The organism is Streptomyces sp. NPDC020490, from assembly GCF_044335305.1.
Lineage (GTDB): Bacteria > Actinomycetota > Actinomycetes > Streptomycetales > Streptomycetaceae > Streptomyces.
This window is the reverse complement of the sequence record NZ_JBIRUY010000025.1, coordinates 38,714-63,904: the sequence shown is the minus strand read 5'-3', so window position 1 is coordinate 63,904 and position 25,191 is coordinate 38,714. Positions and strand designations below refer to the sequence as shown.

The 25,191-nt window shown below is 73.5% G+C and carries 21 protein-coding genes and 1 tRNA gene; 17 read left to right on the top strand and 5 right to left on the bottom strand.

Annotated elements, in window-relative coordinates; genetic code table 11:
* Positions 1 to 171: 171 nt before the first annotated feature.
* Positions 172 to 1,512 carry a UDP-N-acetylglucosamine 1-carboxyvinyltransferase gene (gene murA / locus ACH4ZX_RS24920; RefSeq protein WP_398276681.1) on the bottom strand — a complete coding sequence of 447 codons (1,341 nt, stop codon included), beginning with the start codon at positions 1,510 to 1,512 and terminating at the stop codon, positions 172 to 174.
* A gap of 251 nt (positions 1,513 to 1,763) precedes the next feature.
* Here murA and ACH4ZX_RS24915 point away from each other — a divergent pair, with 251 nt between their 5' ends.
* From ACH4ZX_RS24915 to ACH4ZX_RS24890, 6 genes are all read left to right on the top strand, one after another.
* Positions 1,764 to 2,336 (top strand): YqgE/AlgH family protein, encoded by a 573-nt coding sequence (locus ACH4ZX_RS24915; protein WP_324784141.1) that lies wholly within the window; start codon positions 1,764 to 1,766, stop codon positions 2,334 to 2,336.
* Positions 2,337 to 2,365: 29 nt separating this feature from the next.
* Entirely contained in the window at positions 2,366 to 2,647 is a 282-nt protein-coding gene (locus ACH4ZX_RS24910) for a DUF3039 domain-containing protein (RefSeq protein WP_324784140.1), read from the top strand.
* Positions 2,648 to 2,915: 268 nt separating this feature from the next.
* Positions 2,916 to 4,541 (top strand): beta-N-acetylhexosaminidase, encoded by a 1,626-nt coding sequence (locus ACH4ZX_RS24905; protein ID WP_398276822.1) that lies wholly within the window; start codon positions 2,916 to 2,918, stop codon positions 4,539 to 4,541.
* Positions 4,542 to 4,795: 254 nt separating this feature from the next.
* Positions 4,796 to 5,689 (top strand): FAD binding domain-containing protein, encoded by an 894-nt coding sequence (locus tag ACH4ZX_RS24900; protein WP_398276677.1) that lies wholly within the window; start codon positions 4,796 to 4,798, stop codon positions 5,687 to 5,689.
* Positions 5,686 to 7,827: a 2Fe-2S iron-sulfur cluster-binding protein gene (locus ACH4ZX_RS24895; protein ID WP_398276674.1), complete on the top strand. Its 2,142-nt coding sequence runs from the start codon at positions 5,686 to 5,688 to the stop codon at positions 7,825 to 7,827. Before ACH4ZX_RS24900 ends, ACH4ZX_RS24895 begins: the two co-directional genes overlap by 4 nt.
* Complete coding sequence (locus ACH4ZX_RS24890; protein WP_398276671.1) at positions 7,824 to 10,133, top strand: xanthine dehydrogenase family protein molybdopterin-binding subunit; 2,310 nt, start codon at positions 7,824 to 7,826, stop codon at positions 10,131 to 10,133. The genes ACH4ZX_RS24895 and ACH4ZX_RS24890 overlap by 4 nt, the downstream gene beginning before the upstream one ends.
* A gap of 206 nt (positions 10,134 to 10,339) precedes the next feature.
* On the opposite strand, the gene ACH4ZX_RS24885 is transcribed toward ACH4ZX_RS24890, so the two are convergent.
* Complete coding sequence (locus tag ACH4ZX_RS24885) at positions 10,340 to 10,972, bottom strand: RDD family protein (protein ID WP_398276668.1); 633 nt, start codon at positions 10,970 to 10,972, stop codon at positions 10,340 to 10,342.
* Positions 10,973 to 11,353: 381 nt separating this feature from the next.
* Here ACH4ZX_RS24885 and ACH4ZX_RS24880 point away from each other — a divergent pair, with 381 nt between their 5' ends.
* Positions 11,354 to 12,040 carry an SUKH-4 family immunity protein gene (locus ACH4ZX_RS24880; protein ID WP_398276665.1) on the top strand — a complete coding sequence of 229 codons (687 nt, stop codon included), beginning with the start codon at positions 11,354 to 11,356 and terminating at the stop codon, positions 12,038 to 12,040.
* Between the two features lie 152 nt (positions 12,041 to 12,192).
* On the opposite strand, the gene ACH4ZX_RS24875 is transcribed toward ACH4ZX_RS24880, so the two are convergent.
* Positions 12,193 to 12,264, bottom strand: a tRNA-Cys gene (locus ACH4ZX_RS24875).
* A 185-nt stretch (positions 12,265 to 12,449) separates the two neighbouring features.
* Here ACH4ZX_RS24875 and ACH4ZX_RS24870 point away from each other — a divergent pair.
* The 6 genes from ACH4ZX_RS24870 to ACH4ZX_RS24845 all read left to right on the top strand — a co-directional run bounded on the left by ACH4ZX_RS24870 (position 12,450) and on the right by ACH4ZX_RS24845 (position 18,434).
* Positions 12,450 to 13,916, top strand: a complete 1,467-nt coding sequence (locus tag ACH4ZX_RS24870) for an MFS transporter (protein ID WP_398276662.1) — start codon at positions 12,450 to 12,452, stop codon at positions 13,914 to 13,916.
* 12 nt (positions 13,917 to 13,928) lie between these two features.
* Positions 13,929 to 14,126 (top strand): hypothetical protein, encoded by a 198-nt coding sequence (locus ACH4ZX_RS24865; RefSeq protein ID WP_398276659.1) that lies wholly within the window; start codon positions 13,929 to 13,931, stop codon positions 14,124 to 14,126.
* On the top strand, positions 14,126 to 14,494 hold the full coding sequence (locus ACH4ZX_RS24860; protein WP_398276656.1) for a type II toxin-antitoxin system death-on-curing family toxin: 369 nt from the start codon (positions 14,126 to 14,128) through the stop codon (positions 14,492 to 14,494). Before ACH4ZX_RS24865 ends, ACH4ZX_RS24860 begins: the two co-directional genes overlap by 1 nt.
* A 140-nt stretch (positions 14,495 to 14,634) precedes the next feature.
* Entirely contained in the window at positions 14,635 to 16,440 is a 1,806-nt protein-coding gene (locus ACH4ZX_RS24855) for a DEAD/DEAH box helicase (protein ID WP_360749968.1), read from the top strand.
* A 345-nt stretch (positions 16,441 to 16,785) separates the two neighbouring features.
* The gene (locus ACH4ZX_RS24850; protein WP_351885781.1) at positions 16,786 to 17,427 is read left to right on the top strand and encodes a helix-turn-helix domain-containing protein; all 642 of its coding nucleotides are present in this window, start codon (positions 16,786 to 16,788) and stop codon (positions 17,425 to 17,427) included.
* 215 nt (positions 17,428 to 17,642) lie between these two features.
* A complete protein-coding gene (locus tag ACH4ZX_RS24845) occupies positions 17,643 to 18,434 on the top strand; it encodes a S16 family serine protease (protein ID WP_398276652.1) in 792 nt (263 codons plus the stop codon).
* A 126-nt stretch (positions 18,435 to 18,560) separates the two neighbouring features.
* On the opposite strand, the gene ACH4ZX_RS24840 is transcribed toward ACH4ZX_RS24845, so the two are convergent.
* A complete protein-coding gene (locus ACH4ZX_RS24840; protein WP_398276649.1) occupies positions 18,561 to 19,031 on the bottom strand; it encodes an Lrp/AsnC family transcriptional regulator in 471 nt (156 codons plus the stop codon).
* A 127-nt stretch (positions 19,032 to 19,158) separates the two neighbouring features.
* Here ACH4ZX_RS24840 and hppD point away from each other — a divergent pair, with 127 nt between their 5' ends.
* The 3 genes from hppD to ACH4ZX_RS24825 all read left to right on the top strand — a co-directional run bounded on the left by hppD (position 19,159) and on the right by ACH4ZX_RS24825 (position 22,786).
* Positions 19,159 to 20,304, top strand: coding sequence for a 4-hydroxyphenylpyruvate dioxygenase (gene hppD / locus ACH4ZX_RS24835; protein WP_398276646.1), 1,146 nt, complete (start codon positions 19,159 to 19,161; stop codon positions 20,302 to 20,304).
* A gap of 106 nt (positions 20,305 to 20,410) precedes the next feature.
* A complete protein-coding gene (locus ACH4ZX_RS24830; protein WP_398276643.1) occupies positions 20,411 to 21,280 on the top strand; it encodes a Teichoic acid biosynthesis protein C (Precursor) in 870 nt (289 codons plus the stop codon).
* Between the two features lie 99 nt (positions 21,281 to 21,379).
* Positions 21,380 to 22,786, top strand: coding sequence for an FAD-binding oxidoreductase (locus ACH4ZX_RS24825; RefSeq protein WP_398276640.1), 1,407 nt, complete (start codon positions 21,380 to 21,382; stop codon positions 22,784 to 22,786).
* Positions 22,787 to 22,799: 13 nt separating this feature from the next.
* On the opposite strand, the gene ACH4ZX_RS24820 is transcribed toward ACH4ZX_RS24825, so the two are convergent.
* Positions 22,800 to 23,213 (bottom strand): SsgA family sporulation/cell division regulator, encoded by a 414-nt coding sequence (locus ACH4ZX_RS24820; RefSeq protein ID WP_398276637.1) that lies wholly within the window; start codon positions 23,211 to 23,213, stop codon positions 22,800 to 22,802.
* Positions 23,214 to 23,454: 241 nt separating this feature from the next.
* Here ACH4ZX_RS24820 and ACH4ZX_RS24815 point away from each other — a divergent pair, with 241 nt between their 5' ends.
* Entirely contained in the window at positions 23,455 to 25,137 is a 1,683-nt protein-coding gene (locus tag ACH4ZX_RS24815) for an RDD family protein (RefSeq protein WP_398276634.1), read from the top strand.
* Positions 25,138 to 25,191: the final 54 nt, after the last annotated feature.

Genomic DNA, 25,191 nt, shown 5'->3' with positions numbered 1-25,191 from the left:
CGGCCCCGCTAATATTCGCCCCGCGCGTCCCTGTCGTGGGGCCCCCCCCCCCGGGTAAAACGGTGGGACCGAAAAAACCGGGGGGGGGGCCGGGCCCCCCCCCCCCCCCCCCACGCAGGTCTTCGCCGTGATCAAGCCCGGCGGCCGTCGGCCACGTCCGGGACCGGGGGACTAGCCGAGCGCCTTGCCCGGCAGTTCCACCTTCGCGCCGAGCTCGACGAGCTTCTCCATGAAGTTCTCGTAGCCGCGGTTGATCAGGTCGATGCCGTGGACGCGGGAGGTGCCCTGGGCCGCGAGCGCGGCGATCAGGTACGAGAAACCGCCGCGCAGGTCGGGGATGACCAGGTCGGCGCCCTGGAGCTTGGTGGGGCCCGAAACGACCGCGGAGTGCAGGAAGTTGCGCTGCCCGAAGCGGCAGTCGGAGCCGCCCAGGCACTCGCGGTAGAGCTGGATGTGCGCGCCCATCTGGTTGAGCGCGGAGGTGAAGCCGAGCCGGGACTCGTAGACCGTCTCGTGGATGATGGACAGGCCCGTCGCCTGGGTGAGGGCCACCACCAGCGGCTGCTGCCAGTCCGTCTGGAAGCCGGGGTGCACGTCCGTCTCCAGGGCGATGGACTTCAACTGCCCGCCCGGGTGCCAGAAACGGATGCCCTCGTCGTCGATCTCGAAGGCACCGCCCACCTTGCGGTAGGTGTTGAGGAACGTCATCATCGAGCGCTGCTGGGCGCCGCGGACGTAGATGTCGCCCTCGGTCGCGAGCGCCGCGGACGCCCAGGAGGCGGCCTCCAGGCGGTCGGGCAGGGCGCCGTGGTTGTAGCCGCCGAGCCGGTCCACACCCGTGATGCGGATCGTGCGGTCGGTGTCCATCGCGATGATGGCGCCCATCTTCTGCAGGACGCAGATCAGGTCCTCGATCTCCGGCTCGACCGCGGCGTTCGACAGCTCCGTCACGCCCTCGGCGAGGACGGCCGTCAGCAGCACCTGCTCGGTCGCGCCGACGGACGGGTACGGCAGCCGGATCTTCGTGCCGCGCAGCCGCTGCGGCGCCTCCAGGTACTGCCCGTCGGCCCGCTTCTCGATCTTCGCGCCGAACTGCCGCAGCACGTCGAAGTGGAAGTCGATGGGCCGGCCGCCGATGTCGCAGCCGCCGAGGCCGGGGATGAACGCGTGCCCGAGCCGGTGCAGCAGCGGGCCGCAGAACAGGATCGGGATGCGGCTCGACCCCGCGTGGGCGTCGATGTCGGCCACGTTGGCGCTCTCGACGTGGGTCGGATCGAGTACCAGCTCGCCCGGCTCCTCACCCGGACGGACCGTCACCCCGTGCAGCTGCAGCAGGCCGCGTACGACACGCACGTCACGGATGTCCGGCACGTTGCGCAGTCGACTCGGCCCACTGCCCAGCAGGGCGGCGACCATGGCCTTCGGCACGAGGTTCTTCGCACCGCGGACACGGATCTCGCCCTCCAGCGGGGTTCCGCCGTGGACAAGCAGGACATCGTCGTTGACGGTCATGTATCTCGCGTTCCGATGAGTGGGGCAGGGCCAGAAGGGAAAGGGTAATCGCCGCCCACCCCCCTTCAGTAAGCCCGAGAACGCCCCAGCCTTGTCATAGCTGTGTCACAACACGAACCGTTCCCCGCCGGGCACGCGCGGTCACCGCCCCGTTCGTGCGCCCGGCGTGCTCCGAACCGTCCTGAGGTGCGCTCACCCCCTTACCCGCATTGCCTCCCCACTCCGGCGGAAGATGCGGGATCATGTCTGGCATGACCGAGGTGTCCTCGCTCACAGGGCGGCTGCTCGTGGCAACGCCCGCCCTGGCTGACCCGAACTTCGACCGTGCGGTGGTGCTCCTCCTCGACCACGACGAGGAGGGCTCCCTCGGGGTAGTCCTCAACCGTCCGACCCCGGTGGACGTGGGCGACATCCTGGAGGACTGGGCGGACCTCGCCGGCGAGCCCGGCGTCGTCTTCCAGGGCGGCCCGGTGTCGCTGGACTCGGCTCTCGGCGTGGCCGTCATCCCGGGCGGGGCGGCCGGGGAGCGGGCCCCGCTGGGCTGGCGCCGGGTGCACGGCGCGATCGGCCTGGTCGACCTGGAGGCGCCGCCGGAGCTGCTCGCCTCGGCCCTCGGCTCCCTGCGGATCTTCGCCGGGTACGCCGGCTGGGGCCCGGGTCAACTGGAGGACGAGCTGGCGGAGGGCGCCTGGTACGTCGTCGAGTCCGAGCCCGGCGACGTCTCCTCGCCGTCCCCGGAGCGGCTCTGGCGCGAGGTGCTGCGCCGCCAGCGCAGCGAGCTGGCGATGGTGGCCACGTACCCGGACGACCCTTCGCTCAACTGATGGGTGTGAGCTTCAGTACTCTTGGCGGCATGAGCACTCTCGAGCCCGAGCGCGGGACTGGTACGGGGACCCTCGTAGAGCCGACGCCGCAGGTGTCGCACGGCGACGGCGACCACGAGCGCTTCGCCCACTACGTCCAGAAGGACAAGATCATGGCGAGCGCTCTCGACGGCACTCCCGTCGTGGCGCTGTGCGGCAAGGTGTGGGTGCCGGGCCGCGACCCGAAGAAGTACCCCGTGTGCCCCATGTGCAAGGAGATCTACGAGTCCATGGGCAGCGGCGGCGACGACAAGGGCGACGGCGGCAAGTAGCCCGTACCGCCAGACGTTCGCGAGCCCCCCGGGGCGCGGTTCCGCGCGACCCGGGGGGCTTTCGCGTCTTCCGGCCGGGAAGTGGTCGAGACCTCTTGTGGGCGCGTCGCCGCACTCCGTAGCCTCCGTTGCGCAAGCCTCCGTCGCGCAGGGCAAGCCGCGGTGGTGCGAAGCAGACCTCCGTCGCGCGCAGCAGGCCTCCGTCGCGCGCAGCGGCACGACGGCGGCCGGTCTCCGGGCCGGGCGACAGCGGTGAAGGGCTGACGTGGTGGACCTGATTCCCGAACCCCGGCAGGCGACGGCCCATGCGGACCGCTTCCTCGAACTCGGCCCGCGGACCGCGCTGGCCGCCGGGACCGGCACGGAGCGGACGGAACGCTGGCTGCGCGCGACGCTGGGCGCGGCCACCGGCCTGCCGCTTCCTCCCGGGGACCCGGGCGGGCCCGGCGTGCTCCGGCTGTCCGTCGACCCGCGGGTCACCGAGGACCTCGGCGCCGAGGGCTACCGGCTCGCCGTCACGCCGGACGGCGCGCACCTCGCGGGCGGCGGCCCCGCCGGAGTCTTCTGGGGCGCCCAGACACTGCGGCAGCTGCTGGGCCCGGACGCCTTCCGGCGCGCCCCCCTCCCCGGCCGGCGGTGGCGCCTCCCCCTCACCCGCGTCGAGGACTCGCCCCGTTTCGGCTGGCGCGGCCTCCTGCTCGACGTCGCCCGGCACTTCATGCCCAAGGACGACGTCCTGCGCTACCTCGACCTGATGGCCGCGCACAAACTCAACGTGCTGCACCTCCACCTGACGGACGACCAGGGCTGGCGCGTCGAGATCCGGCGGTACCCGAAGCTGACCGAGACCGGCGCCTGGCGGGCGCGTACGAGATTCGGCCACCGTGCCTCGCCGTTGTGGGAGCCGAAGCCGCACGGCGGTTTCTACCCGCAGGACGACATCCGGGAGATCGTCGCCTACGCGGCCGAGCGGCACATCACCGTGGTCCCCGAGATCGACGTGCCCGGCCACTCGCAGGCCGCCATCGCCGCGTACCCGGAACTCGGCAACACCGACGTCGTCGACACCGCCGCCCTGTCCGTCTGGGACGACTGGGGGATCTCGCCGAACGTACTCGCCCCCACCGACGACACCGTCCGCTTCTACGAAGGGGTCTTCGAGGAACTGCTCGACCTCTTCCCCTCGCGGTTCGTCCACGTCGGAGGCGACGAATGCCTCAAGGACCAGTGGCGGCGGTCCCCGGCCGCGCAGGCGCGCATCAGGGAACTCGGGCTCGCCGGCGAGGACGGGCTGCAGGCGTGGTTCATCGGGCACTTCGACGCGTGGCTGTCCACGCGCGGGCGCCGGCTCATCGGCTGGGACGAGATCCTCCAGGGCGGCCTCGCCGAGGGCGCGGCGGTGTCGTCGTGGCGCGGCTACGCGGGCGGGGTGGCCGCCGCGCGGGCCGGCCACGACGTCGTCATGTGCCCCGAGCAGTACGTGTACCTGGACCACCGTCAGGCCCCGGGCGAGGACGAGCCGGTGCCGATCGGGTACGTGCGCACCCTGGAGGACGTCTACCGCTTCGAGCCGGTCCCGCCGCAGCTCACCGAGGAGGAGGCCCGCCATGTGCTGGGCACCCAGGCGAGCGTGTGGACCGAGGTGATGGAGGACCGCGGCCGCGTGGACTACCAGACGTTCCCGCGGCTCGCGGCCTTCGCCGAGGTGGCCTGGAGTCGCCTGCCGCCCCCCGGGCAGCGCGACCTGGCCGGCTTCGAGCGGCGAATGGCCGTGCATTATCGGCGACTTGACGCCCTGGGGGTCGCCTACCGGCCGCCCGCCGGACCACGGCCGTGGCAGCGGCGTCCCGGCGTGCCCGGGCGGCCGGTCGAGGGCGCGCCCCCGAACAGGTAGCCGACCTCCCGAACGGGGGCGGGAAAACCATCGCAAGCATCACCGAAGGGTGCCAACCGGATTGCTCAGGTGATGACGTGTGAAAACGGACCATCTCCCTGGTGAGGCGGGCGAATGCCTCCTAGCGGACCCCCGTCTTCGGGCCCTGCGAAGATGTGCCAGAGTTGCCACGTCCGCCCTGTCGGCACGTACCGTACGGCGCAACAGGCGGGACCAGCTGGGACCAGGTGGGGCAGCGGGAAGGGGCAGCCGGGTTGACCATGCACGCACCGCAGGCGGCGCAGGCCGTGACGCTGCCCGCGACGCTGGACGAGGCCGTGGCGGCGCTGACCGCCATGCCAGCCGCCGTGCCCGTCGCGGGTGGCACCGATCTCATGGCCGCCGTCAACTCCGGGCAGCTCAGACCCGCCGCGCTGGTCGGCCTCGGCCGGATCAGCGAGATCCGCGGCTGGCAGTACCAGGACGGCCACGCCCTGCTCGGCGCGGGCCTCACCCACGCGCGCATGGGCCGCCCCGACTTCGCCGCGCTCATCCCGGCGCTCGCCGCGTCCGCGCGCGCGGCGGGCCCGCCGCAGATCCGCAACGCCGGCACCCTCGGGGGCAACATCGCCTCCGGCGCGCCCACCGGGGACGCGCTGCCGGTGCTGGCCGCCCTGGAGGCGACGCTGATCATCGCGGGCCCGGGCGGAGCCCGCCGGGAGCTGCCGGTCTCGCACCTGCTGGCCGGCGTCGACATGCTGCGCGGCGGCGAACTCATCGGCTACGTGCGCGTGCCGCTGCTGCACGCCCCGCAGGTCTTCCTCAAGGCCACCGGACGCACCGGGCCCGGGCGCGCCGTCGCGTCCGTCGCCCTGGTCCTCGACCCGGCCCGGCGCGGTGTCCGGTGCGCCGTCGGCGCCATAGCGCCGATGCCGCTGCGGCCCCTCGAGGCCGAGCACTGGGTCGCCCGGCTGATCGACTGGGACAACAACCGCGCGATCGTCCCCGAGGCGCTGGGCGCCTTCGGCGAGTACGTCGCCGCGGCCTGCATCCCCGACCCGGCCCCGGAGGCGGACGGCTCCGTGCCGCAGCTTCCGCCCGCCGTACTGCACCTGCGGCGCACCGTCGCCGCGCTGGCCCGACGAGCACTGGGGAGGGCGCTGTCGTGACCGACGACCAGCACGGACAGGACGCGCCCCAGGGCGGCGCGGGACGCTGGGACCCGCTGCCCCAGGGCGACTACGACGACGGCGCCACCGCCTTCGTGAAACTCCCCGAAGGCGGCATCGACGCGCTGCTCGCCTCCTACGACACCCCCCTCGCCGCGCCGGGCCACGGCTACGTGCCCCCGCAGATAACGGCCACCCCCGCCCCGGGCGCCGGGGACCCCGCGGCGCCGGGCGCGTGGGCGGCGCCCGCCGACGGCGCCCCGTGGCCCGACCCGAACGCCGCACCCCAGGGCGCGCCGGACGACCGGTTCACGTACCACCCGGGCGCCACGCAGCAGTGGAACTTCGGCGACAACGCCGGCCACGAGGCCCCGCCCGCCCCGCAGCCCGCGCCGGCGCCCGCGCCCGGCCAGGACGTGACCGGGGAGTGGTCGATCCCCGTCGCCGGGGGCGACCTGCCGGACGAGTCGGGCGAGTTCACCACGTCGTCGCTGGTCCAGCAGTGGGGCGGCACGCCCCCCGCCACCCTGCCCGGCGGCGCGCCCGCGCCGTGGGCGACCGACGGGGCGGGCCAGGCGTGGGGCGCCGCCGTCGAGGGCGCGACGGACGAGCGGACGGCCCCGCACGCCGATCCCCGACGGCCGCACGAGCCGTACGAGCCGCACCCGCAGCCGGGCGCCGGATACGCCCAGCCGCCGGCGGACGCCGGGTACGCCTACGGGACGCCCGCACCGGGCCACGACGCCCAGCAGGCCGCGGACAGCCCGGCCGGGCACGCTCCCGCCGGACACGCCCCCGCCGGGCACGCCCCCGCCGGGCACGACGCCGCGGCACCGGAGCACCCGGCGCACGAGCACCCGGCGCACGAGCACTCGGCCGCGTCCGGCGAGCAGGACCCCGGGGCGCACGCGGCGGCGGAGGCGGCGCGGGCCGCCCAGGTCGCGGAGGCGGTTCAGAAAGCCGCACAGCGGGCCCAGGAGGCCGGTGAGGCCGCTGGGGCGGCGGAGGCCGCGCAAGGCGCCGCCGAGGCCGCCGAAGGGGCCGTAGAGCCGTTCGCGGAGCCCGCCGGAGAACCGCCGGCCGAGGAACCGCCGGCCGAGGAACCGACGCCCGGAGAACCGCCGGCCGAGGAGCCGACGCCCGGAGAGCAGCCGGCCGAGGAACCGTCGGCAGGGGAGCAGACCGGGCCGGCGGACGAACCCGCCGCGACCGCGCAGGAGAACCCGGAAGCCGACGGCCCCCTGCAGGCCCCCTCCGAACCCCGCCGGGCCGACTCCACGGACCAGGCGGACCACGCGGACCACGCGGCCGGCCCGGCGGACGCCACGGACGACGGCCCGGCGCCCGCGCCCACCGGCGAGGAACACCCCCTCGCGTCCTACGTCCTTCGGGTGAACGGCGCCGACCGCCCCGTCGCCGACGCCTGGATCGGCGAGTCCCTGCTGTACGTGCTGCGCGAGCGGCTCGGGCTCGCGGGCGCCAAGGACGGCTGCTCGCAGGGCGAGTGCGGCGCGTGCAGCGTCCAGGTCGACGGACGGCTCGTCGCGTCCTGCCTGGTGCCCGCCGTGACGGCCGCCGGCAGCGAGGTCCGCACGGTCGAGGGACTCGCCGTCGACGGGCAGCCCTCCGACGTGCAGCGGGCGCTGGCCCGGTGCGGCGCGGTGCAGTGCGGCTTCTGCGTGCCCGGCATGGCGATGACGGTGCACGACCTGCTGGAGGGCAATCCGGCGCCGACCGAGCTGGAGACCCGCCAGGCGCTGTGCGGCAACCTGTGCCGCTGCTCCGGCTACCGGGGCGTCGTCGACGCGGTCCAGGAGGTCGTCGCCGAACGCGAGGCGCACTCCGCGGCCGACGACGCGACGGACCACCAGGCGAATGCCGAAACGCACGCCGGGGCGCACGCCGACGAGGCGCGCATCCCGCACCAGGCGGGCCCGGGAGCCGGCGGCGTCAACCCGTCGGCGTTCGACTCACCCGGATCACCCGGATCACCCGGATCACCCGGATCACCCGGATCACCCGGATCACACGGATCGCCCGGATCGCCCGGATCACCCGGATCACCGGGATCACCGGGATCACCGGGATCACCCGGACCGCACGACCAGGCGTACGGACAGGACGGAGGCCAGGCGTGAGCAACGAAGCCGCCACCGCGACCACCGCCGCGGAGGCAGCACCCGCCCCGGAGCCGATCCCGCACGGCCTCGGCGCCTCCCTGCCGGCCGCCGACGCCCGGGCCAAGACCGAGGGCACGTTCCCGTACGCGGCCGACCTGTGGGCCGAGGGCCTGCTGTGGGCCGCCGTCCTGCGCTCGCCGCACGCGCACGCGCGCATCGTGTCCATCGACACCTCCCACGCGCGCGAGATGCCCGGCGTGCGGGCCGTCGTCACGCACGAGGACGTCCCCGGCGCCCCGCTGCACGGCCGCGGCAAGGCCGACCGCCCGGTCTTCGCCTCCGAGGTCGTACGCCACCACGGCGAGCCCATCGCCGCCGTCGCCGCCGACCACCCCGACACCGCGCGCATGGCCGCCGCCGCCGTCATCGTCGAGTACGAGGTGCTCGACCCGGTGACCGACCCAGAGCAGGCCTTCGAGGCGGAGCCGCTGCACCCCGACGGCAACCTGATCCGGCACATCCCGCTGCGCCACGGCGACCCGGAGGCGGTCGGCGAGGTCGTCGCGGAGGGCCTGTACCGCATCGGCCGCCAGGATCCCGCCCCGATCGGCGCCGAGGCCGGCCTCGCCGTGCCGCGCCCCGACGGCGGCGTCGAGCTGTACCTGGCCTCCACCGACCCGCACGCCGACCGCGACGCGCTCGCCGCCTGCTACGGGCTGGCACCCGAACGCGTGAAGATCGTCGTCACCGGCGTGCCCGGCGCGACGGCCGACCGCGAGGACCAGGGCTTCCAGCTCCCGCTGGGCCTGCTCGCGCTGAAGACCGGCTGCCCGGTGAAGCTGACGGCGACCCGCGAGGAGTCGTTCCTCGGCCACGCCCACCGGCACCCCACCCTGCTGCGCTACCGCCACCACGCCGACGCCGAGGGCCGGCTGGTGAAGGTCGAGGCGCAGATCCTGCTCGACGCGGGCGCGTACGCGGACACCTCGTCCGAGGCGCTGGCCGCCGCGGTGGCGTTCGCCTGCGGCCCGTACGTCGTGCCGAACGCCTTCATCGAGGGCTGGGCGGTACGCACCAACAACCCGCCCTCCGGGCATGTGCGCGGCGAGGGCGCGATGCAGGTGTGCGCCGCGTACGAGGCGCAGATGGACAAGCTGGCGAAGAAGCTCGGCGTCGACCCGGCGGAGCTGCGGATGCGCAACGTACTGGCCACCGGGGACGTGCTCCCCACCGGCCAGACGGTGACCTGCCCGGCCCCCGTCGCCGAACTCCTCCAGGCGGTGCGGGACTTCCCGCTGCCGCCGCTGCCCAAGGACACGCCGGAGGACGAGTGGCTGCTGCCCGGCGGCCCCGAGGGCGCCGGCGACCCGGGCGCGGTGCGCCGGGGCGTGGGCTACGGCCTGGGCATGGTGCACATGCTCGGCGCGGAGGGCGCCGACGAGGTCTCCACGGCGACCGTCCGCGTCCAGGACGGCGTCGCGACCGTGCTGTGCGCGGCCGTCGAGACCGGCCAGGGCTTCACCACGCTGGCCCGGCAGATCGTGCAGGAGACCCTGGGCGTCGACGAGGTGCACGTGGCTCCGGTGGACACCGACCAGCCCCCCGCGGGCGCCGGCTGCCGCGGCCGCCACACGTGGGTGTCCGGCGGTGCGGTGGAACGCGCGGCGAAGATGGTCCGCACCCAGCTCCTGCAGCCCCTGGCGCACAAGTTCGGCATGTCCACCGAACTGCTGCAGATCACCGACGGCAAGATCACGTCGTACGACGGCGTCCTGTCGACCACCGTCACCGAGGCCCTGGACGGCAAGGAGCTGTGGGCGACCGCCCAGTGCCGCCCGCATCCCACGGAGCCGCTGAACGAATCCGGTCAGGGCGACGCCTTCGTGGGCCTGGCGTTCTGCGCGATCCGCGCGGTCGTCGACGTCGACGTCGAGCTGGGCTCGGTGCGGGTGGTGGAGCTGGCGCTGGCGCAGGACGTGGGCCGGGTGCTGAATCCGGCGCAGTTGCACGCGCGCATCGAGGCGGGCGTCACCCAGGGCGTGGGCATCGCGCTCACCGAGAACCTGCGCACCGGCCGTGGCCTGATCCGCCACCCCGACCTGACCGGATACGCGCTTCCGACGGCCCTGGACGCGCCCGACATCCGTATCGTCAAGCTCGTCGAGGAGCGGGACGTGGTCGCGCCCTTCGGTGCGAAGGCGGTCAGCGCGGTGCCGGTCGTCACGTCCCCGGCGGCGATCGCCTCCGCGGTCCGCGCCGCCACGGGCCGCCCGGTCAACCGCCTCCCCATCCGCCCCCAGGCGGCGGTGGTGACGGGCCAGTGACCGCACCCAACCCCCAAGAGCACGAACCGCCGCCGGCCCGGATCCTCGTCCGGATCCTCGTCCGGACCCTCACCGGTGCCGAACGCCCGCGGGTCGCCTGACGTCCTCCCCGGGCGCCGCCGCACGGAACCCGAAGCCCGGTCGCCGCCGAGGATGATCGGGGCAACCGGGCTTCGTGGCACTCACTGGGGTCGACCGGCGACCGTTCAGGCCTCCTTCACCACCACGGTCTTGGCCGCCTTGTCATGGAAGCACTGCTGCAGCGGCTTGTCCCAGAGCAGCGACAGCACGTTCACCAGGGAGAACAACGAGCCAATCAGGTAGACCGCCTGGGGCAGGCCGAAGACCGCGCTGCGGATCCAGAGCTCGTTGTCGGAGGGACGGCCACCGTGCGCCGCTGAGACCACCCGCAGCTTCATCACCTTCTTGCCGATGGACTGCTGGCCCTGGGTGAGCATCATCACACCCTCGTAGCCGAAGACGATCGCGGCGCCGATGACGCCGGCCACGATCGAGCCGACCGCGACCGCGATGGTGAATTGGACCAAGACCAACGGAATCAGCAGGATGCCGAAGTCGATCAGGCGGGCCAGGAAGCGGTCGCCGGGATTGGCCAGGGTAGGGGTGCCGGGCGGCGGCGGGCCGTACGGGCCGGCCTGGCCGAGCCACGGCGGGAGCTGGCCGGCGCCCTGCGGGTAACCGGGCGGCGGCGGGGGCGGGTAGCCCGGGCCGGGCTGCGAGTCGTACGGGCCCTGCGGGGCGCCGTAACCGGGCTGAGGCTGCTGGCCATGGTGGTTCTGGTCTGACGGGTAGCCGTAGCCAGGAGGTTGGTTCGTCATCGTCCTGCTTGTCTCGTGGGTGACTTACCCCTGAGGTTTACGGCCCCGGCGATCGTTTAGGAATACTTTGAGACTGACTGTTACGTGAATACTGATGATTCGCGATCTCGTCACGACCGCTTCAGATCGGCGATCGCACCGGGGCCGACAGCCCGCGGGTGGGCGGTGAGCTTGTCGTGACGGCAGGCAGTGATCTCGGAGGTGCGTCCTCACGATGCACACCACTCAGTGGCCCGATGGTCAATGGACCGTAAGTCGGTGGGGCGTTGTCAGTGGGGCGGCGTAGTGTTCTGGCAGTGGGGACGGCGGCCTCCGGCGGGAGACCGGACGGCGACGCGGCCGTGCCCCGCACGGGGACGAGCAAGCACATCCGGGGGAGCCATGAGCACGACCGACACCGCCGTCGCGGCGACCGCGTCGATCGACGACCATACGAATCCGCAGGCGTTCGACGACCATACGAATCCGCAGGCGTTCGACGACCGCCCGAGTCCGCAGGCGTTCGACGACCGCCTGGACCCGCAGGCGTTCGGGGGCCTGCTGCGCCCGTCCGGCCTGCGCGGCCGGCCCGGCGACGCGGACGCGCCCCGCCCGCTGACCCGGTCCGCCGTCACCCCCACCGTCTCCGGCCTCTCCCTCGACCTGCCCGCCCGCCTGCTGGACCGCGAGTTCGGCCCCGGCCGGCTGGTCCGTTTCGAGGACATCGACTTCCCGTCCACGCTCACCCACGAGCCGACCCGCCGCTTCCTGTGCGAGACCGGCCTGCCCGAGGACACGGCCCTCTTCCACCTGGACACGGACATCCCGCTGCCGACGCTGGCCGAGTACTACGCGGACGACCACCGCCCCGACGCGGCCCCGTCGCCCGACCGGCTCCCGCCGCGCCCGGCCCACCTGATACGCCTCGGCGACCTGGACGAGCAGCACGCGGTGCTGCTGGACGGCGCCACCGGCACGATCCTGACCTGGCGCGGCCCCGGCACGCCCCCGCACCCGCTGTCCACGGACGTCTCCACCTTCGCCCTCACCCTCTGCCTCCTCCACCACGACGGCACCCACCCGGAGTGAGGCGGACCCGTTCGCGGATTCGACATTTGAAGGGCCCTGGGCAAGCACACGCCTGCCCAGCCCGCTCCCGGGACAGCTTCACGTGCCGCCCGAGCAGGCAGAGAACCCCGCATGGGGTGCCGCCCTTTTGCTTTGCCTGGTCAAGGCGTCAGAGGCCGTGGCGGGAATCGAACCCGCGTAACTCGCTTTGCAGGCGAGTCCCTGAACCACTCGGGCACACGGCCGTGTCGGTGAGAAGACCGTAGGGCGGGGCGGGGAAGGGGCTCAAGGGAATCGCGGGGGCCGCAACGGGACTGCCATACGCCGTTCATGAACGGGCCGGAAGCGCGGGGGCGTAGGACCAAGGTCCCGGAGTCCGGGCGACCTTGGACAGGGGTCAAAGCGGGCTGCGGACCTTACCCTGGCGACCATGGCCGTCCATGAGCCGCGGGACACCGCGACCGAAACCGAACCCGCCGACAGAGCAGACAGAGCCGACAGGGCCGACGAGAGTGTGCTGGGGCGGTCCCATCGCGCGCTCAGCATCGGGATCGTGTCCGTCGTCCTGCTGATCGCCTTCGAGGCCACGGCGGTGGCCACGGCGATGCCGGTCGCGGCGCGGGAACTGCACGGGGTGTCGCTGTACGCGTTCGCGTTCTCCGGGTACTTCACCACCAGCCTGTTCGGGATGGTGCTCGCCGGGCAGTGGTCCGACCGGCGGGGGCCGCTCGGGTCGCTGACGACCGGCATCGCCGCCTTCGCCGCCGGGCTGCTGCTCGCCGGGACGGCCGGAGCGATGTGGGTGTTCGTCCTCGGGCGGGCCGTGCAGGGGTTCGGCGGCGGGCTGGTGATCGTCGCGCTGTACGTCGTCGTCGGCCGCGCCTACCCCGAGCGGCTGCGACCGGCGATCATGGCGGCGTTCGCGGCGGGCTGGGTGGTGCCGTCCGTGGTCGGCCCGCTCGCCGCGGGCGCGGTGACCGAACACCTCGGCTGGCGCTGGGTGTTCGTCGGCATCCCGGTGCTGGTGGTCTTCCCGCTGGCGCTCGCGCTGCCGCAGATACGGCGCCGGGCGTCCGGTCCGGTGGAGCGGGCGGCCGACGCCTCCCTCGACCGCCGCCGCATCCGGCTCGCCCTCGGCATCTCCCTCGGCGCCGGGCTGCTCCAGTACGCCGCCCAGGACCTGCGCTGGATCTCGCTGCTGCCCGGCGCCGCCGGCGCCGCGCTGCTCGTACCGGCCGTGCTCGGGCTGCTGCCGCGCGGCACGTACCGGGCGGCGCGCGGGCTGCCGTCCGTGGTGCTGCTGCGCGGCATCGCCGCCGGGTCGTTCATCGCCGCGGAGTCGTTCGTGCCGCTGATGCTCGTCACCCAGCGGGGGCTGTCCCCGACGCTCGCCGGGCTCTCCCTCGCGGCGGGCGGCGTGACGTGGGCGCTGGGATCGTGGGTGCAGGCGCGGGCGCGCGTGGAGCCGTACCGGGAGCGGCTGATGACGGTGGGGATGCTGCTGGCCGCGGCCGCCGTCGCGGCCGCGCCGAGCGTGCTGATCGACGCCGTGCCCGCCTGGACCGTGGCCGTCGCCTGGGGGTTCGGCTGCTTCGGGATGGGCCTGGTGATCTCCTCCACCAGCGTGCTCCTGCTCCAGCTCTCCGCCCCCGAGGAGGCCGGCTCCAACTCCGCCGCCCTGCAGATCTCCGACGGCCTGGCCAACGTGATCCTGCTCGCCGCGGGCGGCGCCGCCTTCGCGGCCCTCGGCGGCGGCTCGGTGACCCACGCGGCGACGCAGGCCACGGCGTCCCGTCCGGCCGCCTTCGCGGCGGTGTTCCTGCCGATGGCGGGGGTGGCGCTGGTGGGGGCGTGGGTGACGACGCGGTTGCGGACGGCACCGCGTGGTACCGAGTAGTACCATCGGCGCATGGCCGGACTGAACCTGCGATTCACGGACGAAGAGCTCGACGCCCTGCGTGAGCGTGCGGCGGCGGAAGGGCGCAGCATGCAGGCGTTCGCGCACGACGCGGTCATCGCTGCCGTGAACGAGCACTCGCGACTGTTCAACGAGGCGGCAGAGCATGTGCTCAGGGCCAGCACCGAGTTGAACCGCAGGCTCGCCTGATGCGCTACATCACTCTGCCCGAGCTGCTGAACCTCGCGAAGCGGCTCGGGGCGGACGAGGTGCGCGACTACGGGCTGCTGGACTCGGCTCTGGCGCGTCCGCAGTCGAGCGTGTTCGGGCAGGACGCCTACCCGGACGTATGGCAGAAGGCCGCGGCGCTGATGGAGTCCCTCGCCCGCAACCACGGCTTGGTCGACGGGAACAAGCGCCTCGCCTGGTACGCGACATGGGTCTCCCTGCACATCAACGGGCATCCGCTCGACGCGGACTTCGATGTGGACGAGGCCGAGCGCTTTGTGCTGGACGCCTGCCAGGGCGCCCTGGACGTGCCCAAGATCGCGGCGCAGCTGCCGCGGTTCGCGCGCTGACGGGCGGCGCCGGTCTCCGTGTGACCTCGGTCCCACCCGTGGCCGACCCGCGCTCGTCCGCGCATGGGCACCGCCGCGCCGCCGGTAGGGTGGCCCGGTCGTCGTACGCAGCCGAGCCGTCCCAACCCTCTCCGGAGACCGTGACTACCACCGCCGCTTCTGCCTCGCACGCCCACTCGCACCACCTGTCACCCGCCTTCCCCGGCCGCGCTCCCTGGGGCACCGCCGGCAAGCTGCGCGCCTGGCAGCAGGCGGCGATGGACAAGTACATCCAGCAGCAGCCGCGCGACTTCCTCGCGGTCGCCACACCCGGCGCCGGAAAGACGACCTTCGCGCTGACGCTGGCCTCCTGGCTGCTGCACCACCACGTCGTGCAGCAGGTGACCGTGGTCGCGCCGACCGAGCACCTGAAGAAGCAGTGGGCGGAGGCCGCCGCGCGGATAGGGATCAAGCTCGATCCCGAGTACAGCGCGGGTCCGCTCGGCAAGGAGTACGACGGCGTCGCCGTGACGTACGCGGGCGTCGGTGTGCGGCCCATGCTGCACCGCAACCGCGTCGAGCAGCGCAAGACCCTCGTCATCCTCGACGAGATCCACCACGCCGGCGACTCCAAGTCCTGGGGCGAGGCGTGTCTGGAGGCCTTCGAACCGGCCACCCGGCGCCTCGCGCTCACCGGTACGCCGTTCCGGTCCGACACCAACCCCATCCCCTTCGTGACGTACGAGGAGGGCCAGGACGGGATCCGCCGGTCCGCCGCCGACTACACCTACGGCTACGGCAACGCGCTCGCCGACCACGTCGTGCGGCCCGTCATCTTCCTCTCCTACAGCGGCAACATGCGCTGGCGCACCAAGGCCGGCGACGAGGTGGCCGCCCGGCTCGGCGAGCCGATGACCAAGGACGCGATCAGCCAGGCCTGGCGTACCGCGCTGGACCCGCGCGGCGACTGGATGCCCAGCGTGCTGCGCGCCGCCGACCAGCGGCTGACCGAGGTCAGGAAGGCCATCCCGGACGCGGGCGCCCTCGTCATCGCCTCCGACCAGGACTCCGCGCGCGCCTACGCCAAGCTCATCCGGGAGATCACCGGCAGCAAGGCCACCCTCGTGCTGTCCGACGACGCCGGCGCGTCCGGCAGGATCGACGAGTTCAGCGGCAACCAGGACCGGTGGATGGTCGCCGTCCGCATGGTGTCCGAGGGCGTCGACGTGCCCCGGCTCGCCGTCGGGGTCTACGCCACCACCATCTCCACCCCCCTCTTCTTCGCGCAGGCCGTCGGCCGCTTCGTGCGTTCCCGGCGCCGCGGCGAGACCGCCTCCGTCTTCCTGCCGACCATCCCGGACCTGCTCACCTTCGCCAACGAGATGGAGGTCGAGCGCGACCACGCCCTCGACAAGCCGAAGAAGGAGGGCGAGGAGGACCCCTACGCCGAGTCCGAGAAGGAGATGGAGGAGGCGAACAAGGAGCAGGACGAGGACACCGGCGAACAGGACATGCTGCCCTTCGAGGCGCTGGAGTCCGACGCCGTCTTCGACCGGGTCCTCTACGACGGCGCCGAGTTCGGCATGCAGGCCCACCCGGGCAGCGAGGAGGAGCAGGACTACCTCGGCATCCCCGGACTCCTCGAACCCGAGCAGGTGCAGCTGCTGCTGCAGAAGCGGCAGGCCCGGCAGATCGCGCACAGCCGCAAGAAGCCGGACGCCGAGGCCGACCTGCTGGAGCTGCCCGCCGAGCGCCGGCCCGTCGTCTCCCACAAGGAGATGATGGAGCTGCGCAAGAAGCTCAACACGATGGTCAGCGCCTACGTCCACCAGAGCGGCAAGCCGCACGGCGTGATCCACACCGAGCTGCGGCGCGTGTGCGGCGGCCCGCCGAGCGCCGAGGCCACGGCCGGGCAGCTGCGCCAGCGCATCGCCAAGGTGCAGGAGTGGGCCACCCGGATGCGGTGACGCCGGCCGCGCCGACGTGGGCGTTCTCCTGGCGTGTGCGCAGCGCAGAGGTGGTGCGTGCCGGTTGCTGGCCCCCGTACGAACCAGGACATACGGCGGCAGTCGCTCCTTATCGGTGCCCGGATTCTGGACGGAGCCTTCCGCTGAGCGAACCTGCTTCGCTACTGTCCCGCTACGCACACGCCCCGTGGCAGCGCCGCCGCGGAGCGCAGCCGTGAAGCGACGCGGTCCGGGACATGCCGGGCCGCCGGCCGATCGGCGGCCTCTGAAGCGCGTCGCCGACGGGACTCGGTGACGCACGCCGCGAGAGGGCCGCCGACCTCACCACCTGGAGGAGTGGGCGTCGTGACCGCGGAGACCTCTCAGACGCTCGACCGGGGACTGCGCGTCCTCAAACTGCTGGCCGATACGGACCACGGGCTGACCGTCACCGAGCTGTCCAACAGACTGGGCGTGAACCGGACCGTCGTGTACCGGTTGCTCGCCACCCTCGAACAGCATGCGCTCGTGCGGCGCGACCTGGGCGGACGTGCCCGGGTCGGGCTCGGCGTGCTGCGCCTGGGCCGGCAGGTGCATCCCCTGGTACGGGAGGCCGCGCTGCCCGCGCTCAGGTCGCTGGCCGAGGACATCGGGGCGACCGCGCACCTGACGCTGGTCGACGGGGCGGAAGCGCTGGCGGTGGCCGTCGTCGAGCCGACGTGGACGGACTACCACGTCGCCTACCGCGCCGGGTTCCGCCACCCGCTGGACCGCGGCGCCGCCGGCAAGGCGATCCTCTCCGCCCGGCGGCAGCCGTCGAAGGACCCCGGGTACGTCCTGACGCACGGTGAACTCGAAACGGGCGCGTGCGGAGCCGCCGCACCGCTGATCGGTGTCACGGGGGTCGAGGGCAGCGTCGGTGTGGTCATGCTGGCCGACGTGGTGCCGGAGCGGGTGGGCCCCCGGGTGGTGGACGCGGCCCGCGAGGTGGCCGAGGCGCTGCGCTGACACCCGCCGAGCACCGCCGACGGAACGCGGCCGACGGAACGCCGCCGACGGAACGCGGCAACGGAACGCGGCCGACGGAACGCCGCCGACGGAACACGGCCGACGGAACGCCCGCCGGAACCCGGCTCCCGGCCGCCCCCGGCGCCCCCGCGGCAGGCCGGTCGCCCCGGTCCACCGGCATCCGGCCGGAAGTCGCCGTCCCGTAGATTGATCCCGTGCTCTCTCGCCTCACGCGTACTCAGGCCCTCGCCGTCTGTGCCCTGCCCGTGGCGGCTCTGGTCGCCACGGCCGTCTTCGCGCCGCTGCCGTTCTCGCTCGCGCAGCCCGGGATGACGGCCGACGTGCTCGGCGAGAACAAGGGCACCGCGGTGATCACGGTCTCCGGCGCGCCCACCCGCAGGACGAGCGGTCAGCTGCGGATGACGACGATCGAGGCGACCAACCCGGACGCGCACGTCTCGCTCGGCCAGGTGATCGACGCGTGGTTCGCCACGGACCGCGCGGTCATGCCGCGCGACTCGGTCTATCCGAGCGGCGAGAGCACCGAGGAGATCCAGAAGCACAACACCGAGCAGATGAAGCAGTCCCAGGACGCGGCGACCGAGGCCGCGCTGGACTACCTGCACATGAACGACAAGGGCGTCGAGGTCACCCTGCGGCTCGCCGACGTCGGCGGCCCCAGCGCCGGGCTCCTGTTCACCCTCGGCATCATCGACAAGCTGCACGGCGACGGCAGCGGCGGCGACCTCACGGGCGGCCGCACCGTCGCCGGCACGGGCACCATCGCCGCCGACGGGACCGTCGGCGCGGTCGGCGGGGTCGCGCTGAAGACGCAGGCCGCGCGCCGGGACGGGGCGACGGTGTTCCTCGTCCCGAGGGCCGAGTGCGCCGACGCCCGGGCGGAGCTGCCCAAGGGGCTGCGGCTGATCCCGGTGACCAACCTGAAGGGCGCGGTGAACGCCCTGACCGCGCTGCGCAAGGGCACGGGGGCCGTCCCCGCCTGCTGAACGCCCGGCCGGACGTACCCCTGCTCGGCGGCTCCGCCGGACGTGCCGCGCCGTGCCGTCGACCGGCTGCGGCGCCGTCGTGGCCGGTCGCACCGTTCCCCGCGCCCCTTCAGGGCGCCGAGGCGGTCACTCGTCCCGTGCCGCCTGCTCCACCAGGGGTATGGTCCGCAGCGGGACGGGGTTCTCCATCACGATCGCGGTCGAGGCCCGCACGATGCCGTCGAAACCCACGACCAGGTCGATCACCCGTTGCAGGTCGGCGTTGGAGCGGGCCACCAGCCGGCACAGCATGTCCCCGCTGCCGGTGGTGGTGTGCAGCTCCAGCACCTCCGGGACGGACGCCAGGTGCGCCCGCACGTCGGCCCCCTGCCCCTGGCGGATCTGGAGCGTGGCGAAGGCGGTGACCGGATAGCCGAGGGCCGCCGGATCCACCTGCGGCCCGAACCCGCGGACGACCCCGCTCGACTGGAGCCGGTCCAGCCGCGCCTGCACCGTCCCCCGGGCCACCCCCAGCCGCCGGGACATCTCCAGCACCCCGATCCGCGGCTCCCGCGCCAGCAGCACGATGATCCGTCCGTCCAGCCGGTCGATCGCCACGGCAGCCTCCCGCGTGAGGTGGTCATCCTGTACAGAAAGCCCGGAGGAACAGGCGTTCGGCTGGGCAGATTGCCCAGCGAATACGCAAACTATTGCGCACCTTGCCGTCCGCCACCAGGCTTCCGGTATGACCCAGACCACTCACCACGCTCCCGACACCGCCCGGCAGGCCGACCCCTTCCCGGTCAAGGGAATGGACGCGGTCGTCTTCGCCGTGGGCAACGCCAAGCAGGCGGCGCACTACTACTCCACCGCCTTCGGCATGCGGCTGGTCGCCTACTCCGGACCGGAGAACGGCAGCCGCGAGACCGCCAGCTACGTGCTGGAGAGCGGCTCGGCGCGGTTCGTCCTCACCTCGGTGATCAAGCCCGTCACCACCTGGGGCCACTTCCTCGACCGGCACGTGGCCGAGCACGGCGACGGCGTCGTCGACCTCGCCATCGAGGTCCCGGACGCGCGCGCCGCGTACGCCTACGCGATCGAGCACGGCGCCCGCTCCGTCGCCGAGCCGTACGAACTGAAGGACGAGCACGGCACGGTCGTCCTAGCCGCGATCGCCACCTACGGCGAGACCCGCCACACCCTCGTCGAACGCACCGGCTACGACGGCCCGTACCTCCCCGGCTACGTCGCCGCGAAGCCGATCGTCGAGCCGCCCGCCGAGCGCACCTTCCAGGCGGTCGACCACTGCGTCGGCAACGTCGAACTCGGCCGCATGAACGAGTGGGTGGAGTTCTACAACAAGGTCATGGGCTTCACGAACATGAAGGAGTTCGTGGGCGACGACATCGCCACCGAGTACAGCGCGCTGATGTCGAAGGTCGTGGCCGACGGCACGCTCAAGGTCAAGTTCCCGATCAACGAGCCCGCCGTCGCGAAGAAGAAGTCCCAGATCGACGAGTACCTGGAGTTCTACGGCGGCGCCGGCGTCCAGCACATCGCGCTCAACACCAACGACATCGTGCGGACGGTACGGACCATGCGCGCGGCCGGTGTCGAGTTCCTCGACACCCCCGACTCCTACTACGACACCCTCGGCGAGTGGGTCGGCGACACCCGCGTCCCCGTGGACACCCTGCGCGAGCTGAAGATCCTCGCCGACCGCGACGAGGACGGCTACCTGCTGCAGATCTTCACCAAGCCGGTCCAGGACCGTCCGACCGTCTTCTTCGAACTCATCGAGCGGCACGGCTCGATGGGCTTCGGCAAGGGCAACTTCAAGGCGCTGTTCGAGGCGATCGAGCGGGAGCAGGCCAAGCGCGGCAACCTGTGAGCCTGTGAGCCGATGAGCCGCGATCCTTGCGACCGGTGAACGGCAGTTGACACCCTCGAGTCCCGCGGCCGCCGCACGGGCGTCCGCAGGACTCGCGGGAGCCCGTGTGGAGACACGCATCGACCTGGCCGTACCGTCCGCCGGTTGGCTGTCGCGGAAGGCGACGCTGAAGGAGCCGACGGTGCTCCAGTCGTTCGCCTTCGACGACGTACGCGGGCACCTGTACGTCCTCCAGGTCACCGCCCACGGCCACGCGGCCGGCGACCTGTGCCTGAACCGGCTCGACCACCGGGGCGAGCGGCTGGGCCACATGTACCTCAAGGGTTTCGGCCACGGCGTCAGCATGGGCGTGCAGCACGACGCCTCCGGCGGCAGCCCCTGGATCTGGACCGAGGCCGACGCGAAGAACGGCTACGGCCAGGGCGTCACCCGCTTCCACTTCGCCGCCGGCGCGGTCCGCACCGCCGCGAACGTCAAGGTGCGCCACCCCGTACCCGGCTCCGCCAACAACCAGCCGTCCGTCTGCCCGGAGTCCGGCCGCATCGCCGTCCGCTACCGGGACAAGGCCGGCCGGCCCCGCTACCGCGTCTGGGACCTCGACGCCTTCGTCGCCCGCGACTACGCGAACCCGGTCGCGGACATCGCGCAGACCGGCGCCCACCCCGACCCGAAGGTCCCCTTCCAGGGCTACGCCCTCTACCGGGACGGCATCTACCAGCTGGCCGGCTCCCCCTACGACGAGCGCACCAACCCGCGCGCCTCCCGCGGCAACGCCTACGTCTCCTGCCTCGACATCCGCACCGGCGAACTGCTCCAGCAGGAACGCACCGTCGCCGGGTACGGCCTGGAGCACCGCGAGCCGGAGGGCCTCGCCGTGCGCGGCGGGACCGACCCGCGGATCTACATCGGCTTCGCCTCCGGCCCCCTCGGCGCCCGGCGCTTCTCCCTCTACGTCAAGGACGCCGCGGCGGCATAGCGCCTCAGCCGTCCTGCTCCTGCCGGTTCCGGTCCGGCCCCTGGGCATCCGGCGGCTGCCGTACCCGGGGTTCACAGCGATGGCCGCCGGTGCGACGCTGTGATCATGAGCCGTATCGAAGCGCCCCGCGACGAGGTCACCGGCAACCTGATCGACCGGCTGCGCGGCGGGCTGCCCGCCGACGCGGTCCTCACCGACCCCGACGTCACGGCGTCCTACGCCAACGACATGGCCAGCTTCTGTCCGGCCGGCGCCCCCGCGGCCGTCGTGCTGCCGCGCACCGTCGAACAGGTCCAGCACGTCATGCGCACCGCCACCGAGCTGCGCGTCCCGGTCGTCCCGCAGGGCGCCCGCACCGGCCTGTCGGGCGCCGCCAACGCCACCGACGGCTGCATCGTGCTGTCGCTGACCAGGATGGACCGCATCCTGGAGATCAACCCGGTCGACCGCATCGCGGTGGTCGAGCCGGGCGTGGTCAACGCCGCCCTCTCCCGCGCGGTGGGCGAGCACGGCCTCCACTACCCGCCGGACCCCTCCAGCTGGGAGACGTGCACGATCGGCGGCAACATCGGCACCGCCTCCGGCGGCCTGTGCTGCGTGAAGTACGGGGTGACCGCCGAGTACGTCCTGGGCCTCGACGTCGTCCTCGCCGACGGCCGCCTGATGACCACCGGCCGCCGCACCGCGAAGGGCGTCGCCGGGTACGACCTCACCCGCCTGTTCGTCGGCTCCGAGGGCTCGCTCGGCGTGGTCGTACGGGCGGTCCTGGCGCTGCGGCCGAAGCCGCCGCGGCAGCTGGTGCTGGCGGCCGAGTTCGCCTCCGCGGCCGCCGCCTGCGACGCGGTGTGCCGGATCATGGCGGGAGGGCATGTGCCGGCCCTGCTGGAACTGATGGACCGCACGACGGTGAAGGCGGTCAACGACCTGGCCCGCATGGGCCTGCCGGAGACCACCGAGGCCCTCCTGCTGGCCGCCTTCGACACCCCCGACCCGGCCGCCGACCTCGCCGCCCTCGGCGCGCTGTGCGAGGCGGCCGGCGCCACCGCGGTCGTCCCGGCCGACGACGTGGCCGAGTCGGAGCTGCTGCTGCAGGCGCGGCGGCTGTCGCTCCCCGCGCTGGACGCGGTCAGGGGCACGACGATGATCGACGACGTGTGCGTGCCCCGCTCCCGGCTCGGCGACCTGATCGACGGGGTCGAGCGGATCGCCGGCAAGCACGGACTGACCATCGGCGTCGTCGCCCACGCCGGCGACGGCAACACCCACCCGACGGTCTGCTTCGACGCGCAGGACGCCGACGAGTGCCGGCGCGCCCGTGAGTCCTTCGACGAAATCATGGCCCTCGGCCTGGAACTGGGCGGCACGATCACCGGCGAGCACGGCGTGGGCGTGCTGAAGAAGGAGTGGCTGGCGCGCGAGATCGGCCCGGTGGGGCTGGAGATGCAGCGGCAGATCAAGCAGGTCTTCGACCCGCTGGGCATCCTGAATCCGGGCAAGCTCTTCTGACGCCCGCGGTCCGTCACCGGGCGAGCAGCTCGTCGAGCGCGTCGTCGAGGCCGAGCTGGTCCGCCTCCGTCCCCGGGGGCACCGCCCGCAGCGTCCGCTCCAGCCAGGCGGACACGATGCCGGCCGGCGCCTGGAGCAGGGCGTCGCCGGCGGGGGAGTCCAGCGCCACCAGCACGACGCCGCGCCCGTCGGCCTTGCTCGGCCACACCCGCACGTCCCCGTGCCCGCACGGCCGGAACACCCCCTCCACCAGCAGGTCACGGGAGAACGTCCAGTCCACCTGATGCTCGGAGCCGACGTGAAAACTGACATGGACGGCGTACGGGTCGTCGGTGCGGTAGCCGAGCCTGGCCGGGACCGGAATGCTGCGCTCCGGCGAAAGGATCAGCCTCAGTTCCAGTTCGCGTTCCACCACGGTGTGGCGCATGGCGTGCGTTCCTCTCTCGGGCAGGTGTACGGGGCCCGATGGGCGAGCCCGTACGGGTGAGAGGGGGGTGACAGTCATTCCTTACGCGAGTCGGACGGATTTTTTTACGAAACGTGCGAACCCGGTGCCTGTCATTGCCCGGAAAGTGGTGGGTCCGGCGGGATTTGCCGTGCCGGGGCGGCCGGTCTGGTAGATGTGGAGCCCCCCATACCCACCCCCGAGCAGATACGGGACGACGGACATGAGCGCCCCAACGCCGGCACCCGGTGACGACAGGCCCCGCGAAGGGTATTACCCGGACCCGTCCATTCCTGGATACGTCCGGTACTGGAACGGTGCCGCCTGGGTGCCGGGCACCAGCCGTCCGGCGCCGACGGACGGCGAGCGGCTCGTCCCGCCGCCCGGCGCGGGCCCGGCGCCCGCCCCGGTCGAGGAGACCGGCCCGCACTTCTTCGACGAGGACCCCCAGCCGCAGGCGTCCCCGGCCGACGCGGGGCACGGCAGCCGTCCCGAACCCGCCTCCGCGTGGGGCGCCGACCGCTCGCACCAGACCGGCTTCGGCGGCGGCCAGGACCGACGGGTCTCCTGGGGCGCTCCGCAGGGCGCCGACCCGCGCCTGCCCGCCGGGCCCGTGCCCCGGCCCGCGGGGCCCGTGCCCCGGCCCGCCGGGCCCGCACCCCAGCCCGCCGGGCCCCAGTCCCAGCCGGCCGGGCTTTCCGCCTCCGCGGACCGCGCGGCGACGATCCCGCCGACGGACGAGGCCTCCGGGCAGGCGCCTGCCGGGCAGCACGCCGCCGGTGAGGTGTCCTCGGACGGCACGTTCGTCTTCCGCCGCCCGACCGGGACGCCCCAGGGAAGCCCCCACGGGGCGGGCACGCCCGGGGGCCCCGGCGTGGGGGCGGCGCCTTCCGCGGGGCCTGCCGCTCCCGGCGCCCAGGGGCCGGTCGGTCCTGCCGGCGACGACGGCACCATGATCTTCCGTACGTCGTCCCCGCGCGCGCAGCGGCAGGGCTCGGGTCCCGGCTTCGGCGCCGGCAAGGCCGCCGCCGAGCGGGCGGCCGCGGCACAGGCGGCTCCCGGGGCTCCGGCGCCCGCTGCCCCGGCGGCTCCCGTGCCCCCTGCGGCCCCCTCGGCCCCGGCGCCCGTGACACCGTCTCCGGCCGCCCCTTCCGGCCCCCAGCAGGTCCCTACGGCGGCCGCTCAGCCGCCCGCGGCGCAGCCCGCTCCCACCCCCGCCGCCCCGGTCCCTTCCCCCGCCCCCATTCCCGCTCCCGCCCCCGCTCCTGCCCCCGCCCCGGTGACCGCGGGGCCCGGTGGCGGGCAGCCGTCCTGGGCGCAGCAGGTGCACCGGCTCGCCGGGACCACCGGCGACGAGCGGCCCGTGGCGCCCTGGAAGCCGCCGGTCGAGGACGTGTTCCAGGCCGCCGCCCGGCGTCAGGCCGCCGCCCGCCCCGCGGGCCTCGGCAAGCGGCTCGTCGCCCGGCTGCTGGACACCCTCGTGGTCGCGGGCGTCACCGCCGTGGCCGCCGTACCCCTCGGCACCAGGGCGCTCGACCACGTCGACGAGAAGATCGACGCGGCCAAGCTGTCCGGACAGACCGTCACCGTCTGGCTGCTCGACGGGACGACGTCGGCCTGCCTCGGCGCCGTCCTCGCCGTGCTGCTCCTGACCGGCGTCCTGTACGAGGCGCTGCCCACCGCCAAGTGGGGCCGCACGCTGGGCAAGAAGCTGCTGGGCCTGGAGGTGCGCGACATCGAGGCGCACGAGCCCCCGTCCTTCGGCGCTGCGCTGCGCCGCTGGCTCGTCTACAGCGTGCCCGGCGTCCTGGTGATCGGGGTCGTGGGCGTCCTGTGGTGCCTGTTCGACCGTCCGTGGCGCCAGTGCTGGCACGACAAGGCCGCGCACACGTTCGTGGCGGGCTGACCGCGCACGCCGACCGCGTTCGTCGAACGGACGCCCGGATCCCGTACTCCGGAC

What these genes read in the sequence shown, in the direction of transcription:
- murA (WP_398276681.1), bottom strand. Translation starts at nt 1,512, where the DNA reads ATGACCGTCAACGACGATGTCCTGCTTGTCCACGGCGGAACCCCGCTG.
- ACH4ZX_RS24915 (WP_324784141.1), top strand. Translation starts at nt 1,764, where the DNA reads ATGACCGAGGTGTCCTCGCTCACAGGGCGGCTGCTCGTGGCAACGCCC.
- ACH4ZX_RS24910 (WP_324784140.1), top strand. Translation starts at nt 2,366, where the DNA reads ATGAGCACTCTCGAGCCCGAGCGCGGGACTGGTACGGGGACCCTCGTA.
- ACH4ZX_RS24885 (WP_398276668.1), bottom strand. Translation starts at nt 10,972, where the DNA reads ATGACGAACCAACCTCCTGGCTACGGCTACCCGTCAGACCAGAACCAC.
- ACH4ZX_RS24880 (WP_398276665.1), top strand. Translation starts at nt 11,354, where the DNA reads ATGAGCACGACCGACACCGCCGTCGCGGCGACCGCGTCGATCGACGAC.
- ACH4ZX_RS24870 (WP_398276662.1), top strand. Translation starts at nt 12,450, where the DNA reads ATGGCCGTCCATGAGCCGCGGGACACCGCGACCGAAACCGAACCCGCC.
- ACH4ZX_RS24865 (WP_398276659.1), top strand. Translation starts at nt 13,929, where the DNA reads ATGGCCGGACTGAACCTGCGATTCACGGACGAAGAGCTCGACGCCCTG.
- ACH4ZX_RS24860 (WP_398276656.1), top strand. Translation starts at nt 14,126, where the DNA reads ATGCGCTACATCACTCTGCCCGAGCTGCTGAACCTCGCGAAGCGGCTC.
- hppD (WP_398276646.1), top strand. Translation starts at nt 19,159, where the DNA reads ATGACCCAGACCACTCACCACGCTCCCGACACCGCCCGGCAGGCCGAC.
- ACH4ZX_RS24820 (WP_398276637.1), bottom strand. Translation starts at nt 23,213, where the DNA reads ATGCGCCACACCGTGGTGGAACGCGAACTGGAACTGAGGCTGATCCTT.
- ACH4ZX_RS24815 (WP_398276634.1), top strand. Translation starts at nt 23,455, where the DNA reads ATGAGCGCCCCAACGCCGGCACCCGGTGACGACAGGCCCCGCGAAGGG.